General features: G+C 33.6%; 32 protein-coding genes and 1 tRNA gene. 27 read left to right on the plus strand and 6 right to left on the minus strand.

Going from position 1 to position 26,421, the window contains the following annotated elements; genetic code table 11:
- The first annotated feature begins 17 nt into the window (after positions 1–17).
- The 24 genes from LX95_RS06410 (at position 18) to LX95_RS06525 (ending at position 17,126) form a co-directional block, all read left to right on the plus strand.
- Complete coding sequence (locus LX95_RS06410; RefSeq protein ID WP_111540616.1) at positions 18–1,781, plus strand: hypothetical protein; 1,764 nt, start codon at positions 18–20, stop codon at positions 1,779–1,781.
- Position 1,782: 1 nt separating this feature from the next.
- Positions 1,783–2,784 (plus strand): hypothetical protein, encoded by a 1,002-nt coding sequence (locus tag LX95_RS06415; protein ID WP_111540617.1) that lies wholly within the window; start codon positions 1,783–1,785, stop codon positions 2,782–2,784.
- 27 nt (positions 2,785–2,811) lie between these two features.
- Positions 2,812–3,273: a hypothetical protein gene (locus tag LX95_RS06420; RefSeq protein WP_111540618.1), complete on the plus strand. Its 462-nt coding sequence runs from the start codon at positions 2,812–2,814 to the stop codon at positions 3,271–3,273.
- 90 nt (positions 3,274–3,363) lie between these two features.
- Positions 3,364–3,972: a hypothetical protein gene (locus tag LX95_RS06425; RefSeq protein WP_111540619.1), complete on the plus strand. Its 609-nt coding sequence runs from the start codon at positions 3,364–3,366 to the stop codon at positions 3,970–3,972.
- Positions 3,973–4,054: 82 nt separating this feature from the next.
- Positions 4,055–4,414, plus strand: a complete 360-nt coding sequence (locus LX95_RS06430) for a hypothetical protein (RefSeq protein WP_111540620.1) — start codon at positions 4,055–4,057, stop codon at positions 4,412–4,414.
- Positions 4,408–4,686, plus strand: coding sequence for a hypothetical protein (locus LX95_RS06435; RefSeq protein ID WP_111540621.1), 279 nt, complete (start codon positions 4,408–4,410; stop codon positions 4,684–4,686). The genes LX95_RS06430 and LX95_RS06435 overlap by 7 nt, the downstream gene beginning before the upstream one ends.
- Before the next feature lie 30 nt (positions 4,687–4,716).
- Positions 4,717–5,532, plus strand: coding sequence for a hypothetical protein (locus LX95_RS06440; RefSeq protein ID WP_111540622.1), 816 nt, complete (start codon positions 4,717–4,719; stop codon positions 5,530–5,532).
- On the plus strand, positions 5,513–5,713 hold the full coding sequence (locus LX95_RS06445) for a hypothetical protein (protein WP_111540623.1): 201 nt from the start codon (positions 5,513–5,515) through the stop codon (positions 5,711–5,713). Before LX95_RS06440 ends, LX95_RS06445 begins: the two co-directional genes overlap by 20 nt.
- Positions 5,714–5,823: 110 nt before the next feature.
- On the plus strand, positions 5,824–6,570 hold the full coding sequence (locus tag LX95_RS06450) for a hypothetical protein (protein WP_111540624.1): 747 nt from the start codon (positions 5,824–5,826) through the stop codon (positions 6,568–6,570).
- Complete coding sequence (locus tag LX95_RS06455; RefSeq protein ID WP_111540625.1) at positions 6,570–6,983, plus strand: hypothetical protein; 414 nt, start codon at positions 6,570–6,572, stop codon at positions 6,981–6,983. Before LX95_RS06450 ends, LX95_RS06455 begins: the two co-directional genes overlap by 1 nt.
- 10 nt (positions 6,984–6,993) lie before the next feature.
- Positions 6,994–7,386, plus strand: coding sequence for a hypothetical protein (locus LX95_RS06460; RefSeq protein ID WP_111540626.1), 393 nt, complete (start codon positions 6,994–6,996; stop codon positions 7,384–7,386).
- Positions 7,379–7,723, plus strand: a complete 345-nt coding sequence (locus tag LX95_RS06465; protein WP_111540627.1) for a hypothetical protein — start codon at positions 7,379–7,381, stop codon at positions 7,721–7,723. The genes LX95_RS06460 and LX95_RS06465 overlap by 8 nt, the downstream gene beginning before the upstream one ends.
- The gene (locus tag LX95_RS06470; RefSeq protein WP_111540628.1) at positions 7,723–8,328 is read left to right on the plus strand and encodes a transglycosylase SLT domain-containing protein; all 606 of its coding nucleotides are present in this window, start codon (positions 7,723–7,725) and stop codon (positions 8,326–8,328) included. The genes LX95_RS06465 and LX95_RS06470 overlap by 1 nt, the downstream gene beginning before the upstream one ends.
- A 3-nt stretch (positions 8,329–8,331) precedes the next feature.
- Positions 8,332–9,093: a hypothetical protein gene (locus tag LX95_RS06475; RefSeq protein ID WP_111540629.1), complete on the plus strand. Its 762-nt coding sequence runs from the start codon at positions 8,332–8,334 to the stop codon at positions 9,091–9,093.
- Between the two features lie 2 nt (positions 9,094–9,095).
- Positions 9,096–9,905 (plus strand): hypothetical protein, encoded by an 810-nt coding sequence (locus LX95_RS06480; protein ID WP_111540630.1) that lies wholly within the window; start codon positions 9,096–9,098, stop codon positions 9,903–9,905.
- Positions 9,905–11,173, plus strand: a complete 1,269-nt coding sequence (locus LX95_RS06485) for a leucine-rich repeat domain-containing protein (protein ID WP_111540631.1) — start codon at positions 9,905–9,907, stop codon at positions 11,171–11,173. The genes LX95_RS06480 and LX95_RS06485 overlap by 1 nt, the downstream gene beginning before the upstream one ends.
- Before the next feature lie 2 nt (positions 11,174–11,175).
- Positions 11,176–11,361, plus strand: a complete 186-nt coding sequence (locus tag LX95_RS06490; protein ID WP_111540632.1) for a hypothetical protein — start codon at positions 11,176–11,178, stop codon at positions 11,359–11,361.
- Between the two features lies 1 nt (position 11,362).
- Complete coding sequence (locus LX95_RS06495; RefSeq protein WP_111540633.1) at positions 11,363–11,614, plus strand: hypothetical protein; 252 nt, start codon at positions 11,363–11,365, stop codon at positions 11,612–11,614.
- 20 nt (positions 11,615–11,634) lie between these two features.
- On the plus strand, positions 11,635–11,877 hold the full coding sequence (locus LX95_RS06500; RefSeq protein WP_146240754.1) for a hypothetical protein: 243 nt from the start codon (positions 11,635–11,637) through the stop codon (positions 11,875–11,877).
- A 1-nt stretch (position 11,878) separates the two neighbouring features.
- Positions 11,879–12,199, plus strand: coding sequence for a hypothetical protein (locus LX95_RS06505; RefSeq protein ID WP_111540635.1), 321 nt, complete (start codon positions 11,879–11,881; stop codon positions 12,197–12,199).
- Positions 12,200–12,203: 4 nt separating this feature from the next.
- Positions 12,204–12,851, plus strand: coding sequence for a hypothetical protein (locus LX95_RS06510; RefSeq protein WP_111540636.1), 648 nt, complete (start codon positions 12,204–12,206; stop codon positions 12,849–12,851).
- Positions 12,848–13,315 carry a hypothetical protein gene (locus LX95_RS06515; RefSeq protein WP_111540637.1) on the plus strand — a complete coding sequence of 156 codons (468 nt, stop codon included), beginning with the start codon at positions 12,848–12,850 and terminating at the stop codon, positions 13,313–13,315. The genes LX95_RS06510 and LX95_RS06515 overlap by 4 nt, the downstream gene beginning before the upstream one ends.
- A gap of 27 nt (positions 13,316–13,342) precedes the next feature.
- The gene (locus LX95_RS06520; protein WP_111540638.1) at positions 13,343–16,612 is read left to right on the plus strand and encodes a zincin-like metallopeptidase domain-containing protein; all 3,270 of its coding nucleotides are present in this window, start codon (positions 13,343–13,345) and stop codon (positions 16,610–16,612) included.
- A gap of 154 nt (positions 16,613–16,766) precedes the next feature.
- Positions 16,767–17,126 (plus strand): hypothetical protein, encoded by a 360-nt coding sequence (locus tag LX95_RS06525; RefSeq protein WP_111540639.1) that lies wholly within the window; start codon positions 16,767–16,769, stop codon positions 17,124–17,126.
- Positions 17,127–17,365: 239 nt separating this feature from the next.
- Here the strand turns inward: LX95_RS06525 and LX95_RS06530 are convergent, their stop codons facing one another.
- Together LX95_RS06530 and LX95_RS06535 are read right to left on the minus strand one after the other, a co-directional pair.
- Entirely contained in the window at positions 17,366–18,544 is a 1,179-nt protein-coding gene (locus LX95_RS06530; RefSeq protein WP_111540640.1) for a tyrosine-type recombinase/integrase, read from the minus strand.
- A 113-nt stretch (positions 18,545–18,657) separates the two neighbouring features.
- A tRNA-Met gene (locus tag LX95_RS06535) sits at positions 18,658–18,730 on the minus strand.
- A gap of 107 nt (positions 18,731–18,837) precedes the next feature.
- Here LX95_RS06535 and LX95_RS06540 point away from each other — a divergent pair.
- The 3 genes from LX95_RS06540 to LX95_RS06550 all read left to right on the plus strand — a co-directional run bounded on the left by LX95_RS06540 (position 18,838) and on the right by LX95_RS06550 (position 20,489).
- Complete coding sequence (locus LX95_RS06540; RefSeq protein WP_111540641.1) at positions 18,838–19,863, plus strand: helix-turn-helix domain-containing protein; 1,026 nt, start codon at positions 18,838–18,840, stop codon at positions 19,861–19,863.
- 119 nt (positions 19,864–19,982) lie between these two features.
- Positions 19,983–20,303 (plus strand): hypothetical protein, encoded by a 321-nt coding sequence (locus LX95_RS06545; protein ID WP_111540642.1) that lies wholly within the window; start codon positions 19,983–19,985, stop codon positions 20,301–20,303.
- A 24-nt stretch (positions 20,304–20,327) separates the two neighbouring features.
- Positions 20,328–20,489, plus strand: coding sequence for a DUF1328 domain-containing protein (locus LX95_RS06550; RefSeq protein WP_111540643.1), 162 nt, complete (start codon positions 20,328–20,330; stop codon positions 20,487–20,489).
- Between the two features lie 52 nt (positions 20,490–20,541).
- On the opposite strand, the gene LX95_RS06555 is transcribed toward LX95_RS06550, so the two are convergent.
- Genes LX95_RS06555 through LX95_RS06570 form a run of 4 tightly spaced genes read right to left on the minus strand, consistent with a single transcriptional unit; the run spans position 20,542 to position 26,389 of the window.
- Entirely contained in the window at positions 20,542–20,721 is a 180-nt protein-coding gene (locus LX95_RS06555; RefSeq protein WP_111540644.1) for a CPXCG motif-containing cysteine-rich protein, read from the minus strand.
- A 12-nt stretch (positions 20,722–20,733) separates the two neighbouring features.
- Positions 20,734–22,068, minus strand: a complete 1,335-nt coding sequence (locus LX95_RS06560; RefSeq protein WP_111540645.1) for a TolC family protein — start codon at positions 22,066–22,068, stop codon at positions 20,734–20,736.
- Entirely contained in the window at positions 22,061–25,255 is a 3,195-nt protein-coding gene (locus tag LX95_RS06565; protein WP_111540646.1) for an efflux RND transporter permease subunit, read from the minus strand. Before LX95_RS06565 ends, LX95_RS06560 begins: the two co-directional genes overlap by 8 nt.
- Complete coding sequence (locus tag LX95_RS06570) at positions 25,256–26,389, minus strand: efflux RND transporter periplasmic adaptor subunit (protein WP_111540647.1); 1,134 nt, start codon at positions 26,387–26,389, stop codon at positions 25,256–25,258.
- Positions 26,390–26,421 lie beyond the last annotated feature (32 nt).

Below are 26,421 nucleotides of genomic sequence, written 5' to 3' on the forward strand. Positions count from 1 at the left end.
TACAAAACTAGGTTACAATGAATACAGATCTAATTTCAGCACCTCTCAAAAGAAATTTAAAGCCAGGATCTAAATACAATAAGCTTTTTCCTAAAGTTTCTTGCCAAACTACCAATTTAGGTAATGGAAGCAATGACACTATAGAGGGAGTAGATTTTATGGCGCAATGGGTAGAAAAATACTCGTGGCAGGTTAAAAAATTAGTAGATGTATTAAAAAGAGAAGGAGCGTTACGCTCTAACACGCTATTTAACCTTGCACAAGATATTTACAAATTCGAGTATAACCATTTGCAATACACCGCAGATGCAGCTTTACAACAATTAAGATCTCCTGCTTGTGCTTGGCAACAAAGAAAGCAAGGTTTAGACTGTAAAAGCTATACCATTTTTGCAATGGCAATGCTTCAACAATTAGGAGTATCGGCAGCGATAAGACAAGTTAAGCAGCCCGGAGCAAATAGCGATTTATGGACACACGTTTACGTGGTAGTTCCTAAAAATCAAGACAAACCAACTCTTAAAGACTTAGAAAATGAAAATGATTATCTAGTAATTGATGCTACAAGACACTCTAACATTGAAGTAGGATTTATAGATAAAAAAGATAAAATGATACAAAAACATCAATACGTTGGGTTAAATGCACCTTCAAGCGGAAAACAATTGCTAACGGAAGCAGAAAAACAAAGTTTAGAGAAGCTTACGAGTTTCTTTAAGGCTGTAGGTTATTCAAGTTCAACGATTAATAAGATGTACTCTTACTTAGAAGAATTAATGCTTCAAGGCTATTCTAAGGATCAAATATTAATTTACCCAAGTGAAAAAGGCACAAATATTCAGCCTTCAAAAAACGAGCCTGGTAAGCTTTTTCTTTTACCTGTAACAGGTTTAAGAGGGGATGAAACCAATATAGATTTTGGAGACGTTTATAGTTCTGTTTCAGATAGTGGTTGGTTTAATTCTACATTTGGAGCTATTCTTTCAAATGGTTTTAACTTATCCTGTTGGGGTTCAAGCAATAGCCCAAAGAAAGCAAAAGAGTTTTTACAAAAAGATTTAGGATCTAACGGAATTTTAAAAGCTTCTGGTTTAACAAAATCTAATCCTACAATTAACGATCTCAACCGTTTTATTGAAATGGCTACCATGTACGCTCATATTGCCGATGATAAGCGACAAAGTATGAGTTCTAGCTGTTCTAAAGAAGGTTTTAAGTTGTTGGATGAAAAAATGACGGAATTTAGAGACAAGGTAATTCAACAATTATCTCAAAAAATTTCAGCTTTAGGCGGTCAACTTTTACCTGCTAATAACTTACCTCAATTACAATCTAACAACGCTTATAAAGTAACTACGGGGGGTGTGAAATTACCCTTTACTTCTGGGGGTTATTATGGTTTTAATCGTGGAAACACAAATTATTGGGTAAAACGTCCAATTCCTATAAAGAAAATTGTAGGAGGTTCAAATGTCTTACCTCCTGTAGATCCTCCTTCTAACGATACAGGAAGCTCTAATAATAACGCCGGAAGTATTTTCGATACTATTAAGGACGTAGTTACAGGAGGTAATTCTTTTTCAGAAGGTTCTCCGGGTTATGGATCTACTACTTACGAACCAGGACAGGTAAAGAAAGTAACAGATAAAAAAACATCTTCTACGTCCACCAATTTATCTACAGCTAGTGTAGGTATTGCAGCAGGAGCTTTAATTCTATTATGGCCTACCCTAAAAAAACAATTAGCAAAAAATAAAAAATCAACTCCTAAAACAAAATAATATGAGTGCAGAATATACACAAGGTTTAGGTAAGTTTTTAGGGGGTATTTTTGGAGATTTCTCTTTGAGAGACTTAGGTAGAAGTTTATTAAAAGGCTTAGCTACTACTATAGCAGGTGGTTTAGGCGGTCCTTTCGGTGCGGTCTTATCTCCTGTATTATGGAAAGGTATAGATCAAATTTGGCCACCTGCACCAGGCGGATTAGGAAGGCCTGTTACTGATGAACAAAAACAAAAAGCTTTAGAAAATTGGATTGATAGGAGCTTTAAGCCTTGGTTTGTTAATAAAACTAAAAGCTTAAAAGGTTCAGAAGATAGCACTTATTTTGTTTCTTCTGCATATAGAGAGAAACTAAACGCTGTAATTAAAGATCTTGAAGCGGTAAGGGTTTATTACCAAATACAAGAAGGTTTTTTAGGCGGAGGAGTGGCAGGTAGATTTACAGTAGATACTAACGTAAATACAGATGAAGCTAAAACAAAAGAAGCTGTTGTAGCTTTATTTTTAGAAGGTCTAAAAACTTCTTACAAAAAAGCTTTAGATGATTTAGGCTACATAGTTAAAGTTCAAGTTTTAGATTTTAATGCTAAAAATCACGAAACTACTTACCCTACCAATTTTAATTTCGATCCTACTAAAGATTTTAAGTCTCAACTAGAAATTTTTAAAGAAGTGGTTAAAAAAGGTACGCAAAACAATAGCGGTAACAGTTTTACAACTTCCAATCCTACAAAAATCAATGGAACGGTTAAAACGGTTGGTAATACAAAACAAGATTTTACCACACCTCCAATTAATCCTAGTACACCAACAACAATGACAACGGAAACTAACCAAAATCAAAATAGTGATGAAGAAGTACCGGTAAATCAAACCATAAATAACACCCCTACTACTACAACCTCTAATACAGAAAGTAAAAAGAATAACTACTTAATACCTACGCTTGGCTTAGGTACTATCATAGCTCTTTTAGCTTTCGGAAACAAAAAGAAAAAGTAATCAATTAATTTTTAAATCAATTTAAGTATGAAGTTCAGTTTAACACAAGATGCGCTATTGACTAGCGTAGTAGTCTTAGGCTCTTTAGCAGTTGGAGTTGTAGCAAGTGATGCGATTGTAAATGTCGTTCCTTCAGATCAAAAACAAATCGCTAAAGTAGGTATTGCAGGAGGTGGCCTTATGGGTGCAGCCGGGTTGCAAAAAGACAAAAGCACAACAGGAACGGCTTTAAAGTCTATGGCTTTAGGTGCTTCTGTAAAACAAGGAGTTAATCTTATGCGAGAAGTTTTCGCTAAAGATTACACACCAAAAGAAAACCCAGGTATTGCAGATCGTGCATTCGAGGGGGCAATGGGTTTAGCTTGTCCTAGCGACAACAACATGGCATTATTAGGAGAAACTTTTAACGCAGTACCAACGTTCAATTTTCCTGTAGCTAATGAAACGGTAGATACAGATGCGGTAGTTATTTCTACAAACGCACTTTAAAAATATGGGGAGAACACCTCTTTAAAAAATCTAGGTTTCATCAACCTATCATCATAAAAAAAATATTCATTAAAAATCATCAATCAAAAAATGGAACAATCTATTAGAAACCACAATGCAGCCACTAATTTAGCTAAAAGCTTAGCAGGTGAAAGAAGATTTAGCGGAGATTTAAACTCTTTAGCTTCAAATGGAGCAATTAGAGTTGTAGGACACACTCACTTTGTGAAAAAAGATATTTCTTCTTTAGGAGGAAGAAACAAAATCTTAGACGAAAACACTAAGAAAGTTGATGGAGTTTCGACAATTAGTGACAACAAATTACCTAAAAACGAAGCTTTTATTTTTGATACTGTAGCTATTGCTCACGGTGTTGGATCAGCTTCAAAAATGGGTGATGTAAAGTTTGAAACAGCTTTTCCTGCTGCCTTACAAAATGCAGTACTTTCTATAAAGCAGTTAGGTAATGTTATAATGGAAAGACCAGTTTCTGACTTTTACGCAAAAGCAGATCCACAATCTCCAGGAGAAAAAGTGTTAAACTTAGGATCTCCACACGTATTACGTGATGATGAAGCTATTGATTTTGAAATCACTTTTCCTTCTGGAACATCTATGGCAGATGCAGCTAGTGCAGGAAATGAGCTTTTAGCGGAATTTAAGCTAATCGGTTACGTAACTCGTAGATCGAGCAACTAAACCATACCACTTACCAATCAATTTATTAAAAAGCCTTGTCAAACACTTGGCAAGGCTTTTTTAACTCATTAATCTTTTCAAGATGCAAAAACCAGAATATAAAACGCAGTTGGTAGTAGTTAATGCAGGTTCTAACGAAGGGCAATCTAAAATTACTATTCCTGCCGGGCAAAATGTTTACGTTGGTGCTACAAAAGCAGGTGGCGATACAGATAAACTCGTTAGGCTTCAATTAGAAGAAAACGGCACAACCATTCACGATGCAATGAATGTTGCATGGTACAATGGCAATAATGGTTCATTTAGACAAAGAGCCATAGATCTAGGTAGTTATAAAGGAGGTTCAGAGCTTACTTTAAGAGCTATTACTACAGCAAGTTTAACAGCAAAAGCAACTATTGAAGTAGTTTTTGAAATTTCTAAAGAAGGACAAACATGTTAAGAGATACCAACCTTGCAAAAGATATAATCGACAACGATAATCCGCAGTATAGCCTTGACGGAAAAATAGAACCAATGTTTTACAATGAGGGAAATTTTCCTGTAAAGATTTTTGGTTTTACCGTAAAGCCTGGCGGCCAATTTAACGCAGGGTTTGTAAACTCTAAAACCTTTGGAACGGTAGATATTTCTTTTCTAGCAGCCGAAGAACCAAATAATATTAAAAAAATTATTTGCGTGTACGGTACTTATAGAGAACAAAAAAACTGCTAAACATCACTCACACTCTCAAAATTTACAGTTATGAAATTAATAGAAATAATCACTTGGCTTAAGAAAAGCCCAAAGCACGGTTTAGAAATTGTCAATTTAGCCACGGCTTCAATAATTACTAAAAACCTAACCGCAACCGATTTAGAAGCTTTTTCTAAGTGGGAAGATTATTTTTTGCAATTAGCGCAAAAAGGCGTTAAAAAAATACAAGTTCAGCGCACCAGAAAACAAGGTGCATCCAACATAAGAGAAGATATTGTACCTAAACAATTTGAAATAGGTACTACCCCAGAGAGTGTTGTAGAGAGTGGCGGCCAATCCGATAACGGACCCGCCACACTACCACACCAAAACACTTATGCACCAACCCACCAACCAACTCCAGCAATGGGAAACCCTCAAATGCAAGGTTTAACAGGGGAGCAGTTTGTTAAAGCTTACAATCACGATAATTTAAAAAATGAAGTTATCGAGCTAAAGCGTAAAAATGAAACTTTAGAAAGTGAAAACAAGCGTTTAGACCGTGAAAACATGAAGTATGCTTTAGGTATAGAAGGTAAGCCTGGAGCTTTAGAGAAGTTAATGGAAAATCTTACTCCAGAAACTATTGCAATGGTAGCCCAAGCCATAGCATCAGCAAAAGCAGGGGGCGGAGCAGGACAACAACCTGCATTAAACGCACCAGATTTAGGGCGTTACAAAAGTGAATTGATTAGCCTTATTTCTTCCGATAAGGTAAGTGAAGGACAAGCTCAATCTTTAATAGGCATCCTTTACAAATCGAGCGACAAAGAATTTATACAACAACTCAATAATTTATTAAACAATGGCAACGGAGACAGTTAACATTAACGGTTCTACTTCCGCAGAAGCGAAAAAGAGAAAAGACATCTTACAAAATTTAGAAAATAAATTAAGTACAGATCATTTAGAAAAATTAGACCGTATTGCAAACAGCACAACGGCAAAACAGTATTTAAGCGGTGCAAAGTACATTATGCTTAAATCCTTTTTAAAACTTGGATAAATGTACCACCATTACACAGAGGTTATACCGTTTCAAATAGGCGTGAATATGATAGGCGAACCGCTATTTATATATCACACCGTTAGACGTAGAGTAAAAAGAAAATAATTATGAAAAATCAAGAAGGTTTAGGAAATCCATTAGCAATAGGATCTTTAGCTTTAACGGCTGCGAGTAGTGGCGGTAAAGCGGTTAATTTTGCTAAAAACAATTGGAAAATCATTTTAGGTTTATCTACAGCAGCTTTGCTAGGTTACTTAATTTATGATAAGTTTTTTGCAGGAGACGACCATGGTAAAATTGAAGAAGATCCACGTTTTCCACCTTCCGGGTTAACCGAAACAGAAGCTAAGCAAAAAGCTGAAATTCTTTATACTGCTTTCACTTATTTTGGTTGGGATAGTTGGAACGCAGCCGATGAAGAAACTATTTTTAACACTCTTAACGGCTTAAGCTATAATGATTTTGTAAAAGTGAGTGAAGCTTTTGGAAAACGTTATTATATCCTTAGAGGAGATTTAACCTTATTACAATGGCTTAGGTATTCTTTAGACGGAGACGATCTAGTGCATTTACAGTCTATTATGCCTAACGTAGTTACCACCGCTAAAACCTTAAGTAAGGGTAGCGATGTTTACGCAGCAAAAGACGGTACAGAGGTTTATTACGCAGAAGAAGTGGACGGCATTTGGTATAAACGCAAGTTTTACAAGATCTACAACAAAGGGGAAAAAATAGGAGAAATCATTTACTTCACAGAGGATGCCTGGGACGGTAAAACTCACGTTTACATAGATAAGCCTTGGAGTACTAACGAGCTTTACGCAGAAGCTAAAGATTTAATCGTAGGATCATAATGGAAAACCGTAAACAAATATTAATAGTAGATCAAAACGGCAACGGTATTGAAAACGTTTTTATTGAAACCGAAAACGCCTATACTACAGGTTGTAGTGGAAAGTTGGTTATAGAAACAAGTAACCCTACAACCACCGTTAAAATTTCGGCTTTTGGAGCTGAAACTTTAGAAATTCCTTTTTGTCTCCTTAGCGGAAAAATAAGATTAAGCAACGGAAAATTTGAGCAGTTAGTTTGCTCTTCCGCTTCCGCAGAAATGCAAGAAGAAACAAGCGAAGTAACCACAGCCACAACCACCGTAGCAACCACCACCGCACCTAAAGAAATGACAATCATAGAGAAGCATTGGGGAAAAGCAGCTTTAGCAGGTTTAGGGTTTTTACTAATCTCAAAAATGGGAAAAGAACAATAAAATTATAATTATGAAAACGATTACTAAAATTACAATCATTTTCCTTTTAATGATAAGCTTTTCAAGCTTAGGAAATGTCACTACTACATTAGATCACAATAGAGAACCTCAAATTTCAGAAAATAAACCAACACGTTTGAGTTTACTTTTTGAATTAAAAAGATCTGGAGAATTATCTCAATTAGAATTTGAAGATAGGTTAAAAGATGAGTGTTTAATTCTCGAAGCAGAGTTTATTTCTAAGTTTTCTAATCCTAAAATTATAGAAAACTCTAAAGCTAAATTCAAAAAATGGACACAGCTTTTAGCTAAAGATCAAATAACACTAAAAGAGTTTGAATGGCTAATAAATGGTTGGTTAGACTGCTTAGAATTGCGTTTAAAACTTGGAAAAGATGAATAAGACTATAAAAATAGTAGATGCAGAAGGCAATCCGTTAGCAGGAGCGCACGTAATGCCAGAGAACGGCATAAAAACTATTTCTAACAGCGCAGGAGTAGCAAACGTAGAAGTTAGTAATCAAGAGACATGGGTAGAAATTACACACGTAAGCGGTGCAAGTACTACAATGCCTTTTTTCGATTTAACCGATTCCGTTACCCTTGGAGCAAATGAGCTTGAAACGGTAGAAATTACTGCTAAAAAAAAGAGCAACCTCAAATATTGGATTGCTGCAATGGCATTTGTAGCAATTGTAGCCGCAAATGCGAAAAACAAACCCGTAAAAGTAAAATTATAATGGCATTAATACACGAAACATCAGTACCTAACAGCTATAGAGCTGCATTTTTGGAAAAACTTGTGCAAGTAAGTAAAAACTTAGGCATTAATCCTAATTGGTTGATGCTTGTAATTTATTGGGAAAGTGCAAGAAGCTTTAGTCCTTCTAAGAAAAATCCTTATTCAGGTGCTACAGGTTTAATTCAGTTTATGCCTTCTACAGCAAAAGGTTTAGGAACTACAACAGCGCAATTAGCGCAAATGACAGCAGTAGAACAATTAGACTATGTAGAGAAATACTACAGCCCTTACAAACACAAAATCAAAAGTTTTATAGATCTATATTTTGCTACTTTTTACCCGGCAGCTATAGGTAAGCCAGATAATTATGTACTTGGTAGCTCTTCTTATTTAATTCAAAAAATAGCAGAACAAAACCCTGCATTTGATAATAATAAAGATCGTAAAGTAACTAAAGTTGAAGTAGAAAAAACGATGCTAGAAAAAATACCCGATTTATGGAAAGGGGAGTTTTTAAAAAACACCATGGCTATTGGCCTTATTGGTTTTTTTATGTTAGCAGGTATTGCAGCTTCTTCTTATTACTTAATCTATAAAGCATAAATTATGGCAGGTCCTGTAAGAAATAACGGTTCAAATATTCAAGTAGATAGCTCTTTGAGTTTAACGAGTATTAACCCTGTGCAAAATAAAGTAATCGCAGCTTTACATTTAGAACCTGCGGAATATGAAGCACCAACGGCAAGCATTACAAATGTTAGTCAAGATGTAGAAAACGGTACTACTATTGAAGAAATTAACCTACAAGTTAATTTTAATCAAAATGATGCAGGAGCAGCAACAGGTTATGAAATTATACAAGATGAAAATGTAATTGCAAATGCCGCAGGTTTTACAGTTGATAGCTTAGTCGTACCATTAGGTAACGTTGAATTTAAAGCTTTAGTAAACTACGCACAAGGTCCTGTAAAGCAAAATAACTTAGGAGAAGATGATCCAACCGGACAAATACAAGCCGGATCTATTTTTTCTCAAACGAGAATAATTACCGGAACGCAACGAAGCTTTTTCGGTTCGGTTGCTTCTACTCCTACTAATTCCGCACAAGCGAGAGCATTAACCAAAATTAAAAGTAGCGTTAACTCTTTTAGTTTCTTAGCAAGTGAAGTTAATAACTCTATTATCGTACCGCAAGGCACAACCTTAGCAAGCGTAGTAAGCAGTAATAACGAAACCTTAACCGGGCAATTTACAAGCCAAGCCATTACGGTAAATGATGCAGCCGGAAACCCTCAAAATTACACCGTTTTTAACCTCCAGACAGCGCAACCCTTAGCAGCGACTTTAAACGTAACCTTAAGTAATTAATTATGCCAGAGAATACACATAATTTATCAAAACCTGTAAAAATTGTAAACCCAAGTGCAAGCGTTGACGGTTTGCACGGTCCTTATTTAAGTTTACCAGAAGCTTTTACAGCCGTGCCTATTTCTTTAAGAGAAAAGGGGCGTTACGTACTTATTGAAAATGCCCAGGGAATAATAGAACAATGGACTTGGAAAAAAGGAATTTTAGATACAGATATAGAGCTTGATAGTGTAGATATTAAAACCCAAGTAATAGATAGCGGCGGTAATTACAATAATGTAGAATTAACAGGAAACGTTTTAGTGTTTACTAATACTAACGCACAAGCCATTTTAAACGGTTTTAATCACGATAAGTATAAGAGAATTACCGTTATCAATAACGGAGATTTTGAGATACGTATTAATAAATTAGACGGTAATAGTGATGCCGACAAGCAAATAAAATTACCTAATTTAATTGCCAGTACAGGTATTGAGGGATCTTGTGAGCTTATTTATGTAGATGTAATTCAAAAATGGCAATTAATAGATCAATTTGCGAGTAAATATAGACCAGAACATAGAGGTTTACCAAACACGCAGGTAGAAGTTGTTACACCCGATGCACGAAGCGAAACCGTACCTATTATAGAATTAGAAGTTTTTAGAGATGCGCAATCTACAGGAATGAGCAAATCAGATCTTAATACTGCTTATCCTACTGCTTTACGTGGTTTTATGGTGATTTGTAAGCAAATAAATTTGATCTATAAGAAAGTAGATGCCAATACAAATGATTGGGTAGAATATAAATTAACACCTGTAGCCTAATGTTTTATTCAGTAGATGACAATATAGTAAAGTTAGAAGGTGGTTTTCCTCAAAGGAAAGTTAACTCAATATCATTCACAATAGACGATGCGGGTTTTCCTATAAGTAACGCAACAGGGCATGGTCAATTAGGAATAGCAAGCAAAAAACCTATAAATATTCAAATTTCTACAGGAAGTAACGTTTATAGTTTTAGCTCTAACTATCAGCAAAATTCTACATATTATTTATCGATCACGTCAGACGGTCAAACAATAAACGGTTTTAACCAAGGTGCTACATCTGGATATTTTAATAAAATCGACTTTATAAATCCTATTGGAAGTCAAAAAACAATAACAATAATTTTTGAAAACATTGAAAGTATCATTGAATTAAGACTTTCTCAGTTTAATATTTACGGGGCATTACCAAATGAAATAAAATCTATGATTTCATTAAATAGTTTAAGTTTTAATGTTTTAAGACATATTACGAGTTTTCCAACCGATTTAAGTCCATTAATAAATCTTAAAGAGCTTAATTTAAGGATTCTATCCTCATCAAAATTCGATAAAATACCAGACAGTTTTTTTAATTTAGATTTAGAAAGATTTCAAGCGAGTAGTGTATTTGATTGTTCAAATGAAGTGTCGTCAAACTTATTTAAGGTAAATCAATGGACTAACATGATTAACCTTGATTTAAGAGATAATAATATCAACTATCTACCTAGTGATTGGCAAAGTATGGCTAATACTTTGACTACATTGAGAATTGATTCAAACGAATACACATATTTACCACCAGCTTTATCATTATTTTCAAACATTAACAGATTTGATTTTGGTATTAATAATAGTGTGCGCCAACCTTGGTTTGATATGAGTCTATGGAACCAGTTATCAACTATGTACATATATGGTGATATTGGAATTTCAGATATATCAAGTGCTTGGATTCATTTGTTTTCTTTAAGAAGTATTAATAATTTCCATAGTTGGATTAATAATACAACTGATTTCAACGAGTTCATCAACGCATTCTACACCCTTTGCACCAACGAAGCCTATTTAGATACAAGCACACCAACAGCACAAGCAGACGAGTACCCGAATAAATTTAGAGATATAAGTTGGGGGCATAGCAGCTTAACTCCTACAGGAAATTACCAAGCACCTACAGGATTTGTGCTAGGCGTAAGCAATGGTAATCCTGCCAACGAAGCCGAGAAAATATATGTATTAGTAAACAATTACGGCCATACCGTAACCTTTAACCAATCTTAAAAATGAAACTATTAATCGTTTATAACAATGAAGAAATTATTACCGTGGGAGAAGCTCCAGAAGGCGGTGTAATAGCAAGCGGTAATCTAACTTTAGTTGCAAGCAAAGAAGATGCTTTGCAAATGTTTATAGCCCTGGGTTATGATGTTACCAAAATAGAAGATTTTGAACCAATTAACACCATATAAAATGAGTACTTTAAGTAAATTTTTCGTTTTAGGATTAATCCTACAAATTTTATTAACCACTATTTTCTTCTTCTTTTGGGGAGTGAATGACAACGCACACGCTATAGCGGTAATAATTACGTTTTTAGCGGTTGCAGGTATTCCGTTACACAACTATTATTTAGGTAATAGAACGCTAGGAGGTAAACACTTTCTATGCGGTGTTTTTGGAATGTTTTTAACTATTGTAGCTACATTATTGCTATGGTTCTAAAATCAAAAATAGCGGCTTTTATGAACTCGATAGGCGATGATAAGAAAAACCATATTATCGCTTTTTCAATCGCTTATTTAGCTTTAGAACCCTTTTTAGGTTTTATAGCTTTTTTGTTGGTGGTATTTGCTGCCGCATTGGTTGAGTTTATAGATTTCATTGGAGAAAAAGGAGAACCTAGCGTACTAGATTTTTTAGCAAGTATCATATTGCCAACAATTCACATAGTATTAAAGTACGCAATAATTTATAACAGTTTATAAAATGACAGAAGCAGAAAGAATAGCATTAATAGGATCGGCAAGTTTAATACTTGGTGCAGTAGGCCAATGGTTTTTTAAACCCTTTGGCGAATTTCTAAAATCTTGGGTAGATCGTAAAAGCGGCAATATTGCCAAAATGCGTAAAACCATAACCGCACAAGAGTTAGAGATCGAAGATCTAAAGAATAACCTAGCAGATTTAAATATGAGGTTAGAGGTGCTTATTCCGTTGCTTAAACGTCAGTTAAAAGATGATCCAGAAGCTATGTTTGTTTTAGATCACTTCCCTAAAGGTGGCAATATAACACCAAGCAAAACCTAATCTTATGACACTACAGCAGCCTAAAAATATAGATCCGTTTATAAAAGCCTTATTTGTAGGGCTTTTAGTGTTTTGCTTATTCTCTTGTAAAAGCAAGCAGAAAACCGTCCGTAAAGAAGTCACAAGTTTAGAGCAGTTGGAGGTAAAAGATATAGAAACCTCTAAAATTGAAACGAGCGACACGCAACAAATTACGAGAGTAAAAGAGAGCGTAACGCTACAAGAGGTTAAAAATGCCACCGTAAAACAAACGGAAACTAAAACCACTTTTACCCCGGTAGATCATAACCAACCCAGCCAAGCCACCATTAACGGTAAAACTTATAATTGGCAAAATTCAACGATTGTAGAAGAAGAAAAATCTATTCTTAGCGATAGTACAAGCGAGAATATTATTAAGCAATCTACAAGTATAGAAAACCGCCTTAACGGAAGTAAAAAAACAGAAGAAACCACCGCCGAAAACAGTAAAAAAGAACATAAAGAAAAATCCGCTTTAAGCGAAAAAAATAAAGAAAATAAAGGGTTTGCAAGTGGTTTAATTATATGGCCTATGGTTGTTTTCATAGTAGTTTTTGGTTTAGTTGGCCTTATTACCAGGAGCAACCCTTTTTTATTTTTTATCAACCTTTTTAAACGCAAAAAACAATGAGAACAATTTTAGGAATGACAGCTATAGCCGCAGGCTTTTTTTGGTACATAGGAAAAAATAAAGTAGATGAATACCTGCAAGCATTTGAGCAATTAGAATTTAAACCTTTAGGGATTAAAAATATAAGATTAAGTGGCGGTAAACTTAGCTTTTACACAAACTTAGAAATCGTTAATAACTCACTAACAAATATAGCTTTAGATACCGCTAAAAAAGTGGTGCTTTCTCGTATTTTAGTGTATAATTCTAACGGAGAATATTTAGGGAAAGCTACACCAAACTTAAGCGCAATTAATTTACCTGCGCAAAGTACTACCGTAGTAGAAAACATAAATACAGTAGTTCCTTTAGACGATTTAGGAAGCGTTTTAACTAATGCTTTATCGATCATTCAAAACCCTAATTCTTTAAAGTTAAAATTAGAGTTTAGCGCATTTGGAGAAACTTATACTATTGAAGCTTAAAAACAATCATCACATCAAAATAATACTATGTTATCATCAATCAAAACTTACAACGGCCTTAACGGAGAAATTTTAACCAGGGCGGAAGTAGAAAATCTTATCAATAAAGCTAAAGCGGAAGATCAAAAACATATTTTACAAAAATTAGAACAACTTTTAGCTTCATATCCAGAAGCTAAAAGTTTTGATATTGAAACCACGCCACAAGATGAAATTTTAGAAGAAAATTTATTACCAGGAATAGATTATTTGGCAATACCAGAAGAAGGCGAAACCCCCGGACTTGGTAAACCTGTTTCTCCAGATGATATTTACCAAATGATAACCGATTTAATCATTAACACGATTAAAAAAGTAGGGCATTTACCGTGGCAAAGAGAGTGGGAGAAAACCAACCTTTACCAAGGTAAACAAGCCATTAATTTTGAAAGTAAAAACCCTTACCGTGGCATCAACTACTTTTTACTCAATTTTAAAGTAGAAATTAAAGACGGAGAGAAAATTTTAACTCGTAGAAATTTTGACGTTCCTTATTTTTTAACCTTTAACCAGATTAAAAAAAATAAAGGCGAACTTAAAAAAGGATCTACAGGTTTTAAGGTTGTGTATTTTACAAAGCTGTATAAAGTAGATGAAAAAGGAAAAAACGGCAAAGAGTTAAGTTTTGGTACGTACAACAAAAAGAAATTTGATGCTTGGGTAGATAAAAACATCAACAACCTAAACAGGGATGCAGACTATTATAAAAATTCTTATTTACCAATATTAAAGTATTACAACGTTTTTAATGCCGATGATATTACAGGGATAGATTGGGGAGAATTACCAAAAAACCCAAATGCAGATAAGCCCCTAAAAGAACGTATAGAAATAGCTGAATTAATTGTAAATAATATGCCTAACGCTCCTAAAATTTTATTTGAAGGAGATCAACCTGCATATTATCCAGATACCGATAGTATTTTAATGACACCTATAGAAGCTTTTAAAGACGAACAAAGCTACTACACTACCATTTTTCACGAATTAACCCATAGCACAGGGCACGGTAAGAGATTAAAGAGATTTGCTGTTTCTTCAAGAAGTGAATCCACAAAAAGAGATAATGCTTTTGAAGAATTAATAGCCGAAATGGGAGCTGTATTTTTATCGGCAGAAGCAGGAACGTTATTTAAAACATTAGATAATTCCGCTAAATATTTAAGCGGTTGGAATGGTCGTTTAGTTAAAGAAATGAAAGAAGATAACCGTTATTTCTTTAGAGCTTCAAGTAAAAGCCAAGCCGCAGCCGATTACATTTTAGATCGTGATAAAGAAGGAAATCCTGCTTATTTAAAAGAATTAGAAAATAAGCCAAAAAAAGAAGAAGCTAAAGAAACAACCAAAACAGAAAAAAGTAAAAAAGAAACATCTAATGAAACGATTTATCCTTTTTCTAAAAGTGAAATTAGTTACGATTTAGCAAAAAGAGCGCATTCCGGCACCTCTTTTTCTCCAGAAAAAAGAGCAGAACAAGAGCAAAATAGCCACTTCAGCTATTTAAAAGAGGTTTACAATAACGCTAAAAAATACTCTAAAAGTCAAAAGACCGAAGAAAACTTTGAAGCTGCTTTTGATAAATTCCATAAAGGATATTTAAAACGTAAAATTTCAGAATTAGAAAGTAGATCCAGGCTTTTAAGTACAATGATTACAGGTCCTGCAAACTTTCCAACTAGAAGAGCAGAAAAAAATAGTAATGCGCATCATAATAAGCTTACAGAATTAATAGATTATTCTAAGTATGCAGAAGATAGAATGCGCAGAGAGTTAACAGCCAGAGTTAATAAGCCTGTAAAAACAGGAGAAAAAGGAGCTTTAGAGGTATTGGAGCAAAAACTTGAAAAGGCCAAAAGAGAACACGAATTAAATAAATCTATAAACAAAATAGTTTCATCTGTAAAAAGAAAAAAACTTTCAAAGGAAGAAACGATTGAGAAAATTTTAGAAGAAGTAAAAAAGTTAGAAGTAAGCGATAAATTTTTAATTTCTTATAAAAGGCTAATGACAGATAATTTAATTTGGGCTAAACAAGGTACTCAAAACTCTTTAGCAAAAGTTAAAAGGTATGAGCAACGAGTAAAGCAAGAGAAAAACCGTAGCACAGAAAACAAAATGCACGATTTTAAAGATTTTAAGATCTTAGAAAATGCCGAGCAAAACCGTTATCAAATTTTATTTGATGATATACCGTCAGAAGAAATAAGAAAAGTTTTGAAAAGCCACAGTTTTAGGTGGTCCAATAAAAATAAAGCTTGGCAGCGACAAATTACAGGTAATGCAAGCTATAGCTTAAGAAAATTTGTTATTCCTGCATTAAAAAAAATATATGAAAAAATTGAAACTCCACAAAAAGAAAACCTTAAAGAGGAAAATAAAGAAGTTGTAGAAGAACCTCAAAAAGTAAATAAAGAGACAGGCCAAATAGCATTATTAGGAGAGCAACCGCAAGAAGTTTGCGAGGTTCAAGAAACCACCGCTACTGCAGAAATAAATAGCGTAACGCAACCTAAGCAAAACCCTAATAGTTTGGCAGCTCGTTTGCAAGCAAGCCAAAACCAAGATTTTGAATATTACAAAATAGACAATCCTGAAATAGCTAAGTTTTTAGGTAGGGTAGAAGTGAAGCAAAAAGAAAGTATAGGTATAAGTGTTACCGCACCACAGGGCGCAGGTAAAACACGCTTTTGTTTTCAGTTGGTAGATGCTTTTGCAGATAATTACAAAGTTGGTATTGCGAGTATGGAAGAACACCCGGCAAGTAGTTTATTTTTATCTAAAGTGCCAGAGTATATTTCTAACAAAAACATACCAAATGTAGAAGCCCCAGAGATTAACACTATGCAGGATCTACATGAGCTTATTATGGCTAACGATGTGATTATGATAGATAGTTTCGAGAAGCTGCGAGAATTAGATAAAAATGTACAAGTAGATAAAGATCTGCGAAAAAAATATAACGGTAAATTGTTTATCATCATCTTTCAATTAACGAGTGACGGCAAAATGCGTGGCGGTTCTAAATCTCAATTTGATGTAGATATTGTACTCTTAACCGAAAAGTTTGACGACTACAAACAAAACTATATCTATACCGATAAAAACCGTTACAACCATTTACCGGCAAGCGATTTAAAATATAATATCTATGATCGTAAAATGCTACCCATAGAAGGAGAAGAAAACACCGCTACTGCGGAAGTAAATAGCGTAACGCAACAAAACGCAAGCGGATTAGTAATAACTCCTTTAAATTAAAACCTAAAACTTTGTTAATTAGAACAATAAAGTTATCTTTGTAAAGAGCAATTTGTAGTAAAAATATAAAGTCTTATCTGTGGTGGGTAAGGCTTTTTTTTGTTCGTATTATTGGAAAAAATCCTAATTTTGGAAAATATCCTAAATTTATTTTATGGAATTAGAATACACCACTACAGAATATAGTTACAAAGAGGTAAAATTAAGTTTTTGTAATTACGATAAACCTGCTATTTCCTGTTTTTTAGATCACATTGGCAAGGAGAAATTGAGCGTATTATTGCGTAACGCTCAAATAGAATTTACCCCTACCAAATTATCCCATTTCTTCTTTAAATTTCTCAATGAAAAATGCTATTTATATATCATAGCTCCAGAAGGAAATTTTAAAATTATAGAGGTAGATCCTTTTTATATTCCACGCAAAAATTGGCAGATTTACATAGCTCCTTTAAAAATGGCCGCAGGAGATTTTAACCCCATTTTATACGCAAATGATGTAAAAAAGGGCTGAAATTATAAAAATTACAAATTTTTGTAAGAGTATTACAAAAATCATTACAATTTTTGTAATAGGGCTAAACAATTGAAAACCATTTTATTACAGCGATTTTTCGATTTTGCTCTTACAAATTTATTTTAATTTTTGTAAGACTTTAAATAGCTATAAAACAATACGTTACATTAAAAAAACTGCGATTATTACAAAAATTAGCCTTTTTTTCAGTTTCAAACTTAAAAATTTTATTTTTTCTAAAAATCAAAATCTAAATCTCTTAAAAATTCGTCTGCTTTGTAGTTTCTTGGCGTATAACTTTCAGTTATTTTAATATCATGATGCCTTGCTTGATCCCTTATTTTTTTACTAGGTACACCAAGTAAAAAAAGTTCAGTAATTCCACTATCTTTTAAAGAGTAAAATTGGTACTTATTTTCAAAATTTAGAGCGTTACGCATTTTCCCCCATTCGTCAGAAACTTTTTTAGGTTGTAATTGTTTTTTACCTGGTTTAAAATTTTCATTAGAAAATAAAAAATCATCTATTAAAAAAGTATGCACATGCTTTGCTAGTAAAATCTTTAGTTTTTTTGGAATTGTAACTATTCCGTCTTTTTTATTTTTTGAAATTTCAGCAGGAATAAATATTGTACTTTTTTCCAAATCAATATGTTTTACCTTCAGCTTGGTTAATTCGGTTCTGCGAACAAAACAAAAGTAAACCAACAAACACAAGGTTAAATATTCTTTAGAGTTTTTAGATTGGTATTTAAAAATATCATTCCTTAAATAATTAGGTAAGATTTCCCTCTTTTTCTTACCTACTTTTCTTTTAGGTATTTTTAAGGTAGGATTGTTTGTTAAATAGTTTCTATCTACCATAAACACGCATAATTGACTGCAAAAGGAAAGATAATTATTGCTAGTCCTGGCCGTTCTTTTTTTATCATAATAAATATGATCTAAAAATTCAATAATAAAGGACCTGTCAAATTGCACGGTAAATAAATCTTCTAATCCTTTTAACTTAAGATATTCCTCTATATTCTTAGCGTATGAGCTGTAGGATCTGTAAGTATCTTTTCTTAACAGGTTATCGTTTAATTTTCTTTCAGCTTGTTTTAGAAATTTATCTAATACATCAATAAGCCTATAAAACTCATTATCTGCATAACCGTCAAAAAAAGGCGACCACCCTTTTTCTAGTTTCTTATTAATTTCAGCACACATGCGTTTTGCGTAACGCATCCTTACGGTTTTATTAGAATACTTCTTTACACGCCTTCTAAAGAGCTTCATTTTTTGCTCTCCAGGAACTTTTACACGAAAATAAATACGCCAATCACTACCGCTTAAACCGCCTATTTCGGCAGGTTCAAAATCTAAAAATATTTCTTTGTGAGCTGTGGAATTTGAATTTTGACTTAAAGACATTTTTTTTTTAACCGATTACACCGATTAAAAAAATTGTTTTACCCATTTTTTACCCAGACAAACGGTATAAAAACCGCAAAACCCCTGCTATTGCAAGGGTTTTTAAAATCTAGTAGCGGGAACTGGACTCGAACCAGTGACCTTCGGGTTATGAGCCCGACGAGCTACCTACTGCTCTATCCCGCGATTTGTGATGCAAATATATAACGTTTTATTCATTCTGCAAAACTAGAAACGATAAATATTAAAAAAATTATTATTTTTGCCTGTAACCTAATCAGTCACTGCTTTCTATGAAAAAAATAAATGTTCAATCTCTTCCGATAAAGGAAGTTTTAAAAGATTTAGCTGAACAATTAGATACCAAAATTGAAGCTAAATGCCACGAACATATCTTAAATATCCCGAAAATATACGGTGAAGGCTACATAAGAGGTATGAATTTTAAAAGCGGGATTGGTGTAATTGAATATTGTTGTCAGTTTAAAAGAGACACTCAGATTCATTTTTCACTATCAGAAGTGCACCCTCTTAAGTTTTTAATTTGCGGAGAAGGATTTATTAATCATCAATTAGAAACTTCTCAGGAGAAAACACAGATTCTGAAATTCCAAAACGTAATTGTTAGTAGTAACGAAACTCACGGGCACGTTTTAGAATTTAAAAAGAATGAAAACGTACATCTAAATAGTATTGAAGTTAATCGAGACGTTTTTTTAAAGAAATATGCTTGTGAAGTCGAATCTTGGGAACATCCATTAAAGGAGATCTTTAATGATATTGATGCGAATAAAGTTTTCTTTTATCATGGCAACTACAGTGTTTCTATTGCAAATACCATTCAAGAAATGAATATGGAAAGTAATTCTAATTTTATGAGAGAACTAAAATTAGAATCTTATGCCTTGCAATTGTTAATTCAACAAGCTGAACAACTAGAGGACGACCTAAAAGCAGATAATGATAAAACTGTTCTAAGAAAACAAGAGATTGAAAATATATCTAATCTCATATCCAAGATCGAACAAGAAATTCACTTTCCGCATACCGTAAAAAGTCTTTCTCAACACGTGGGCTTAAATGAAAACAAATTACAAAACGGCTTTAAACATTTATACAATGAAACGGTAAATAACTACATTCAAAAACTTAGAATGCAAAAAGCTGTAGAGTTAATTTTAAACACCGATTTAAGCATGCAAGAGATTACTGAAAAAATAGGTCTCTCTAATGCCAGCTACTTTTCTAAGGTCTTTAAAAAGGAATATTACATCTCTCCTAACGATTTTAGAAAAGCCAACCTTAAACACAAAGAATAGATTATCAGTTTATTAACTATTCCTTAAGAGGTCATTTGTTTTTTTGTTAAACTCCGCATAAATATCTGTGGAGATGCTTTCACTTAGAGAATTCTGTTTTAAATTTAAAACAAAAACAAGTGAAAGCAAGAGAATTCTACTATCGAAACAAATCAAATTTAAATGAAATTATTGCTGCTCCTAAAAAGAAAGTAGCGCATTCATTTTATTGTTATTTATTAAAAAAGCACTACAAAGCTACTCTTGTAAACATAGATTACGCTAAAAAAATCGCGTATCTACATTATGATTACGGTAATAAAAATATAATAGATAGTAGGTTATTTTCGGCAAATTCTCGTGTAATAGAACTTCACTTTAATTCTATTGGGGATTTAATGATCACTTGTTTAAAAAATAATGCTAATAGAAAAGCTATTTATCAACAAGTAAAAATTTAAATACTAACCTAAAAACCAAACATTATGATACGCTGGATTGTTATTTTTTTAATTATCGCATTAGTTGCTGCAATTTTCGGATTCGGAGGAATTGCTGATGGCGCTGCAGATATTGCACAAATAATCTTTTACATCTTTATTGTCTTATTAGTACTTTCCTTACTCTCAAGACTTTTTAGAAGATAATTGATATTATATAAAATCAAAAAGCTGCAAATTTGAAATTTTGCAGCTTTTTTTATTGTCCTAATATTTCAGTTCTAAACTCTATCAGGTTTTTCGCTTCAAACTTTACCGTAATTTCTATGGGATTGCAGCAAACTTCGCAATCTTCTATATAAGTTTGACTCACTGAAGAATCTAACAACATCGAAATTTCTTCCCAGCAATGTGGACATTGAAAATAATGCTCTATCATTAAAAAGTAATTTTAAAATTGAACGTTTAAAAGTTGACCTGACAATTGTAAAACCTGCAGCTCTGCTAACTTTGCATCATATTTAGCCAAATTCTTACTCGTCTTCGCATTGATTAAATTAATTTGCGCTTGACGGAATTCAATAGAGGTAATCTGCCCTATTTTAAAACGTTCTTCAGAACGTTCAAAATTTGCTTCACTTGTCACCACATTTTGCTCTTGTAACTCATAAATATAAAGTCTGTTTTGATAATTATCTAATGCATTTTTTAAATCACGATCAACTTCATTTTCTATTTGTTTCTTTTGAATTTGCTGATTTTCATACAAAATCTTAGCGTTTCTAACTCGAACAGAAGTAGAGCCTCCATCAAAAATATCCCACGAGAGACTAACTCTAGCAGAGAGCCCAGATGTAGTTTGCAAAGAACCTGGAAAAAACGGACTGTCGGCACTTCTATTACGATTCCAGCCATAAGAACCTGTTAAGCCTACGCTAGGTAAATATCCAGATTTATTTACTTTAATATCGTACTCACTAATCACTAAATTCTTTTCTATTTGCAATAGAGAAACATTATTTGTTTTGGCTTCTTTTACATAATTTTCAATCTTTAATTGTGGCGTAAACCCTACTATAGTATCTACTTCAAAATTAACCGAAGGCTCTTTCCCAATAATATAACTTAAATCTCTTTTGGTGTTTCTTAATTGTTGGCGTGTACCAATGAGATTAATACTATCGTTAGTAACATCTACTTTAGCATTTAAAACTTCCAGTTTGTTGCTTTGTCCATACTCAAATTGATATTCAGCGCGGGTAACTCGCTCTTTAGAGATTGCCAAAGTCTGCTCTAATACTTCTACATTTTCAGATAGACGAGCAATCTCAAAGTACACAGAGAAAAGCTCCAATAAAGTATTTTCAATCGTTTCTCGTGCCTCTAGTTCCGATAAGTTATATTCTTCTTTTAATTGACGGTAATTATACAACCTACCTAAACCATCAAATATGGTATAATTCAAATCGAGAGAGCCTCCATAACTCGTATTTTCTAGATCATTTTGATCTCGAGGCTCTTCTCCATCAATTTCCGTTAAACGGTCATCTAAACTATAGTCTGCAAAAGCACTACCTACTAAAGTTGGCAAATAGCCCGAATTTAAAATCCCTGCGTTGTTTTCGGCAATTTCAATATTATTATCGGCAATTTTAATTCCGTAATTTTTTTCTAAAGTTTGCTTTATCGCTTCTTTTTTAGATAAAAAAGGAGTCTCTTCTTGCGCAACCATTATAAAATTGAACAAACAAGATATTAATATAAGTAATAGTTTAACTCTACTCATCTTCTTTTATTTTTTGTTCTTTAATCGCTCGCTCTACTTCCTCTTTAGAAACCTCTTTTCCTGTTTTTAACCATTTAATTTTTGTTTTTAATTCGTTGGTTGCCGAAAGTAATAAGGGTAAAAATAATAAAGTTAAGAATGTAGCGATCCCAATACCATAGGCGATAGAAATTGCCATAGGTTTTAAAAATTGTGCCTGTCTGCTTTTTTCTAACAATAATGGCGCTAAACCAGCAATGGTTGTAACTGATGTTAAAAATATGGCCCTAAACCTAGCTCTTCCTGCTTCATACAAAGCTTCGTCAAACTTCATTCCTTCCTTTAAGAAAGAATTAAATTTACCAATAAGAACCAAACCATCATTAACCATAATTCCGATTAAGGCAATAATTCCTAAAGCCGACAAAACGTTTATAGGGAAACCGTGGAATAAATGACCCCAACCTATCGCAATAACACTTAACGGAATCATAAGCATTAATAATAAAGGTTGACTGTAACTTCTAAAGGTAAAAGCGATAGTCGCGTAAATCAAAAATAAAATGACTGGAAAAATTTTATTGGCCGAATCTGACAATTTACCAGCTTCTCTATTTTGACCTTCATAAACTGCTTTTACGGTTGGGTATTTAGAAGTGATCTCTGGCATGACGTTGTTTTGAATATCCAGTAAAATATCGGTAGAACTTCCGTTAGGGTCTTCCATATCTGCATTTACTTGAATCTCTCGAACCCCATCTAAATGTCTAATTGATTCGTCTCCTCTTGCAATTTCATAATTGGCAATCTCTTGAAAAGGTACTCGATCTCCTGCAGGAGTTACAATTCGCATTTCATCTAAATCACTCAAAGAATTTCGGTTATCTAAACCGTAACGAACCCATACTCTTATTTCATCTTGTCCGCGTTGAAACCGTTGTGCTTGTGCTCCAAAGAAACCACCTCGTATTTGACGCATTACTGAGTTGAGTGTTAATCCTAAAGCATAAGCATTGTCTTTTAAAGTAACATTTAATTCTTTTGCACCTTCAGGGTCGGTATCGGTGATATCTTTAAGCAGAGAATTGTTCTCTAGAACTTCTCGCAATTCTTCGGTGGCGGCTTTCAGTTCTTCTGTATTATTTCCTAATAAAGATACAGAAATAGGACTCCCACCAAAATTTCCACCAGAACCAAACGTTAACTGCTCTACTCCATACACCTCACCCACTTCATCTCGAATGGCATTGGTAATTTCCGGGGAACCGAAATCACGTTCCTCTCCTGGTAATAAATTAACTCTTAAAGAGGCTTTATTATTTCCTGGTCCTACACGTTTTATAATATTTTCAACTACGGGTTTATTTCCTGTTTGATTTTGAGTAAATTCTTTATTCACACGCCACGCGGCATCTTCTACCATAGAAATTACAGAATCGGTAATTTTGGGATTTGTACCTTCGGCCATTAATAAATTAATACTCACCGTATCACTGGCAATACTAGGAAACAATGTTATTTTAATAATTCCTCCTCCAATTGCACCAATAGTAATAACAAAAGCTGCGATAACTATTGCAAATGAAATGAAGCGTTGACGTAGCACAAATCTTAATGCAGGACTGTAAATACGGTCTCTACAATAACGCATAAACTGATCTCCTTTTTTATTGTACCAGCGCAGTTTATAAAAGAATTTATCAATTCCCTTTTTATTTTTTTGTTCTTCTTCGGTTTCCCGGACTAATGCTTTGGAGTGACCAATGTGTGCAGGTAAAATAATGAGAGCTTCGACTAATGAAACAATCAAGGTTAAAATTACAACGGTAGAAACTTCTGAAAAGAACTCTCCTATTCTACTATCTAAAAACTGAAACGTAGCAAAAGCCAAAACTGTAGTGATAATCGCCGAAACAATTGGAGGAATAACTTCCATTGTTCCATCAATCGCTGCTTTTACAGGACTTTTACCCATTTCGTAATGCTGGTAGATATTTTCTGATATTACAATACCATCATCTACTAAAATCCCGATCACAATTATCATCCCAAAAAGAGATAATACGTTGATGGTAACTCCAAAAGAACCGGCAAAAATAAACATACCCAAAAAGGCTACAGGAAGACCAAAGGCTACCCAAAATGCTAATCTTGTATTCAAGAAAAAAGATAGAAAAAGAAGTACCAATAGAATTCCTACAATTCCATTTTCTAAAAGTAACTGCGTACGTTGATTTAATCTTATGGAAGAATCTTGTGTGATATCTAATTGAACCACATCATGACTTTGATTGTACTCTTCTACATAAGCATTAATTTGCTCTGCAGTAGAAAGTAAATCTTCATTATTAGTATTGCTAATATTTACATTAACAGCAATGTTACCACTAAAAAAGGATGCGTTTGGCGTTTCTGAAAATTGATCTCGTACTGTGGCCACATCTTCCAATTGAACTAACGTCCCGTTATTATTGGCTCGCACCACGATATTGTTGAGCTCATCAGCATAATAAGAACGATTGCTTGCGCGAATTAGAAAATCTTCTGCACTGGTCTTAATATCACCTCCCGAGGTTAAAATATTGGTTTCTGCAACCGCATTAGCAACTTCTTGAAAAGTTAAATTGTAGGCTAGTAAATCATTTTCTCTAACAGCAATTTGAATTTCTTCTTCTGGGAACCCATAAATCTCAATTTGAGATATACCGTCCATTCTGCGAATATCATTCTCTATAGATCGGCCAATTTGCTTTAAAGTTGCTAAGGGAATATCTTTTCCATTAATGGCAAAAGAAATGGTTTCTCTTATATTTTCTTCTTTTGCAATGATAAGAGGCTCCATATCGGCAGGAAAGGTAGGAACGCGATCTACCGCATTTTTCACCTCTGTTACCATAATATCGATATCCTCGTCTTTATCAATCTCTACGGTAATACTACCTCCACCTTGTCTAGAGGTCGAGGTTACACGGTCAATGCCTGCTAAACCTTTTAAGTTATCCTCAATTTTTAGAACAATTCCTTCTTCAATTTCCTCTGGAGTTGCTCCAGGATAATTTAAATCGATATTTATAATTTGTGATTCAATTAAAGGAAAAAATGAAGATTTCATTCGGCTTAAACCGATAATACCAAAAGCTATAAATGCAATAATTACGACGTTTACGGCAACCTCATAGCGAATAAAATAACTAATGACTTTTCGCATCTAGTTTTGGCTTTTAGCTGATTCTTTTTCCTGAAATATTTTAACTGGCATTCCCGCATAAGCTCCAGAAACGGGCTTATTGACCATTTTTATTCCATCTTCCAATCCCTTTACAACCGCTTTTTCTTCTGAAGTGTAAACAGGTTCTATTTTTACCAGATCGAGGATGCTATCTCTCACAATGTACAATTGGTTTTGATTGACCAGTAATTTTCTATCTATAGAGATGGCATTTTCTATTTTTTTAGCTTCAAGTTGAGCTTCTAAATACATTCCCTCTTTTAAAGAATCTCCTTCTACCTGAATATATACTCTTATGGATTGAGTAGCTTGATCTATACTTGCATTAATACGAGAAACTTTACCTGTATAAGTTTCTCTACCTTCTAAATCTTGTAAAATTACTTTTTCTCCTTTTTGAAGTAAATCGCTATACTCTTTAGAAATGGAAACTTCTAACTCATATACAGAAGGATCTATAAACTCTCCTAATTTTTGACCCTGTCTTACCAAAGCACCTTTAGTCACCAAAGCTTCGGTTAAAATACCATCAAATGGTGCTATAATACTATATTTCACTAGACGTTCTTCTAAGTTTTTTACATTATAATAAGTAGAAAGAATTCCTCTTCCTGTTATAAAATAACGCTCCTTATTATTTGAAATCTCTGGAAGCTTAGGGGTAGTTTTATCTAGATTATAGTTATTTAAATAACTTTCCCATTTTGAAAAAGCATCTGGATAGTCTAGACGTAAATCGGGCATAATAGCCGCAATTTGATTGTACAATTCACTTTTAGCAGATTGTACCGAAGCAAAGTATTCTTGAGAGTTTAGTTTTAATAAAACCTGGCCTCTAGTGTAATTTTCCCCGGGTCTAAAGTCCTTGGCACTATATTGAAAAACACCTTGTACCTCAGAGAATAACTCTATACGATTTTTAGCAATTAAAGTCCCGTTTGCTGGAAGCTCTATAGGAACGGTTGAATTTTTTACCGTATTTACAAATACGGTTTTCACTACTTTTTTAACTGGAGCTTTTTCTTTTTTATTACTATCTATGAGGTAGTAAGCTAATGCTCCTGCCCCAATTAGAATAAGCAAACCTAGTATAACACTAACCAACTTCCTCATTAAAACTTATTTATAAAATTTATAATTTAATC

Origin of the sequence: Mesonia algae (genome assembly GCF_003253545.1) — a bacterium.
Taxonomy (GTDB): Bacteria; Bacteroidota; Bacteroidia; order Flavobacteriales; family Flavobacteriaceae; genus Mesonia; species Mesonia algae.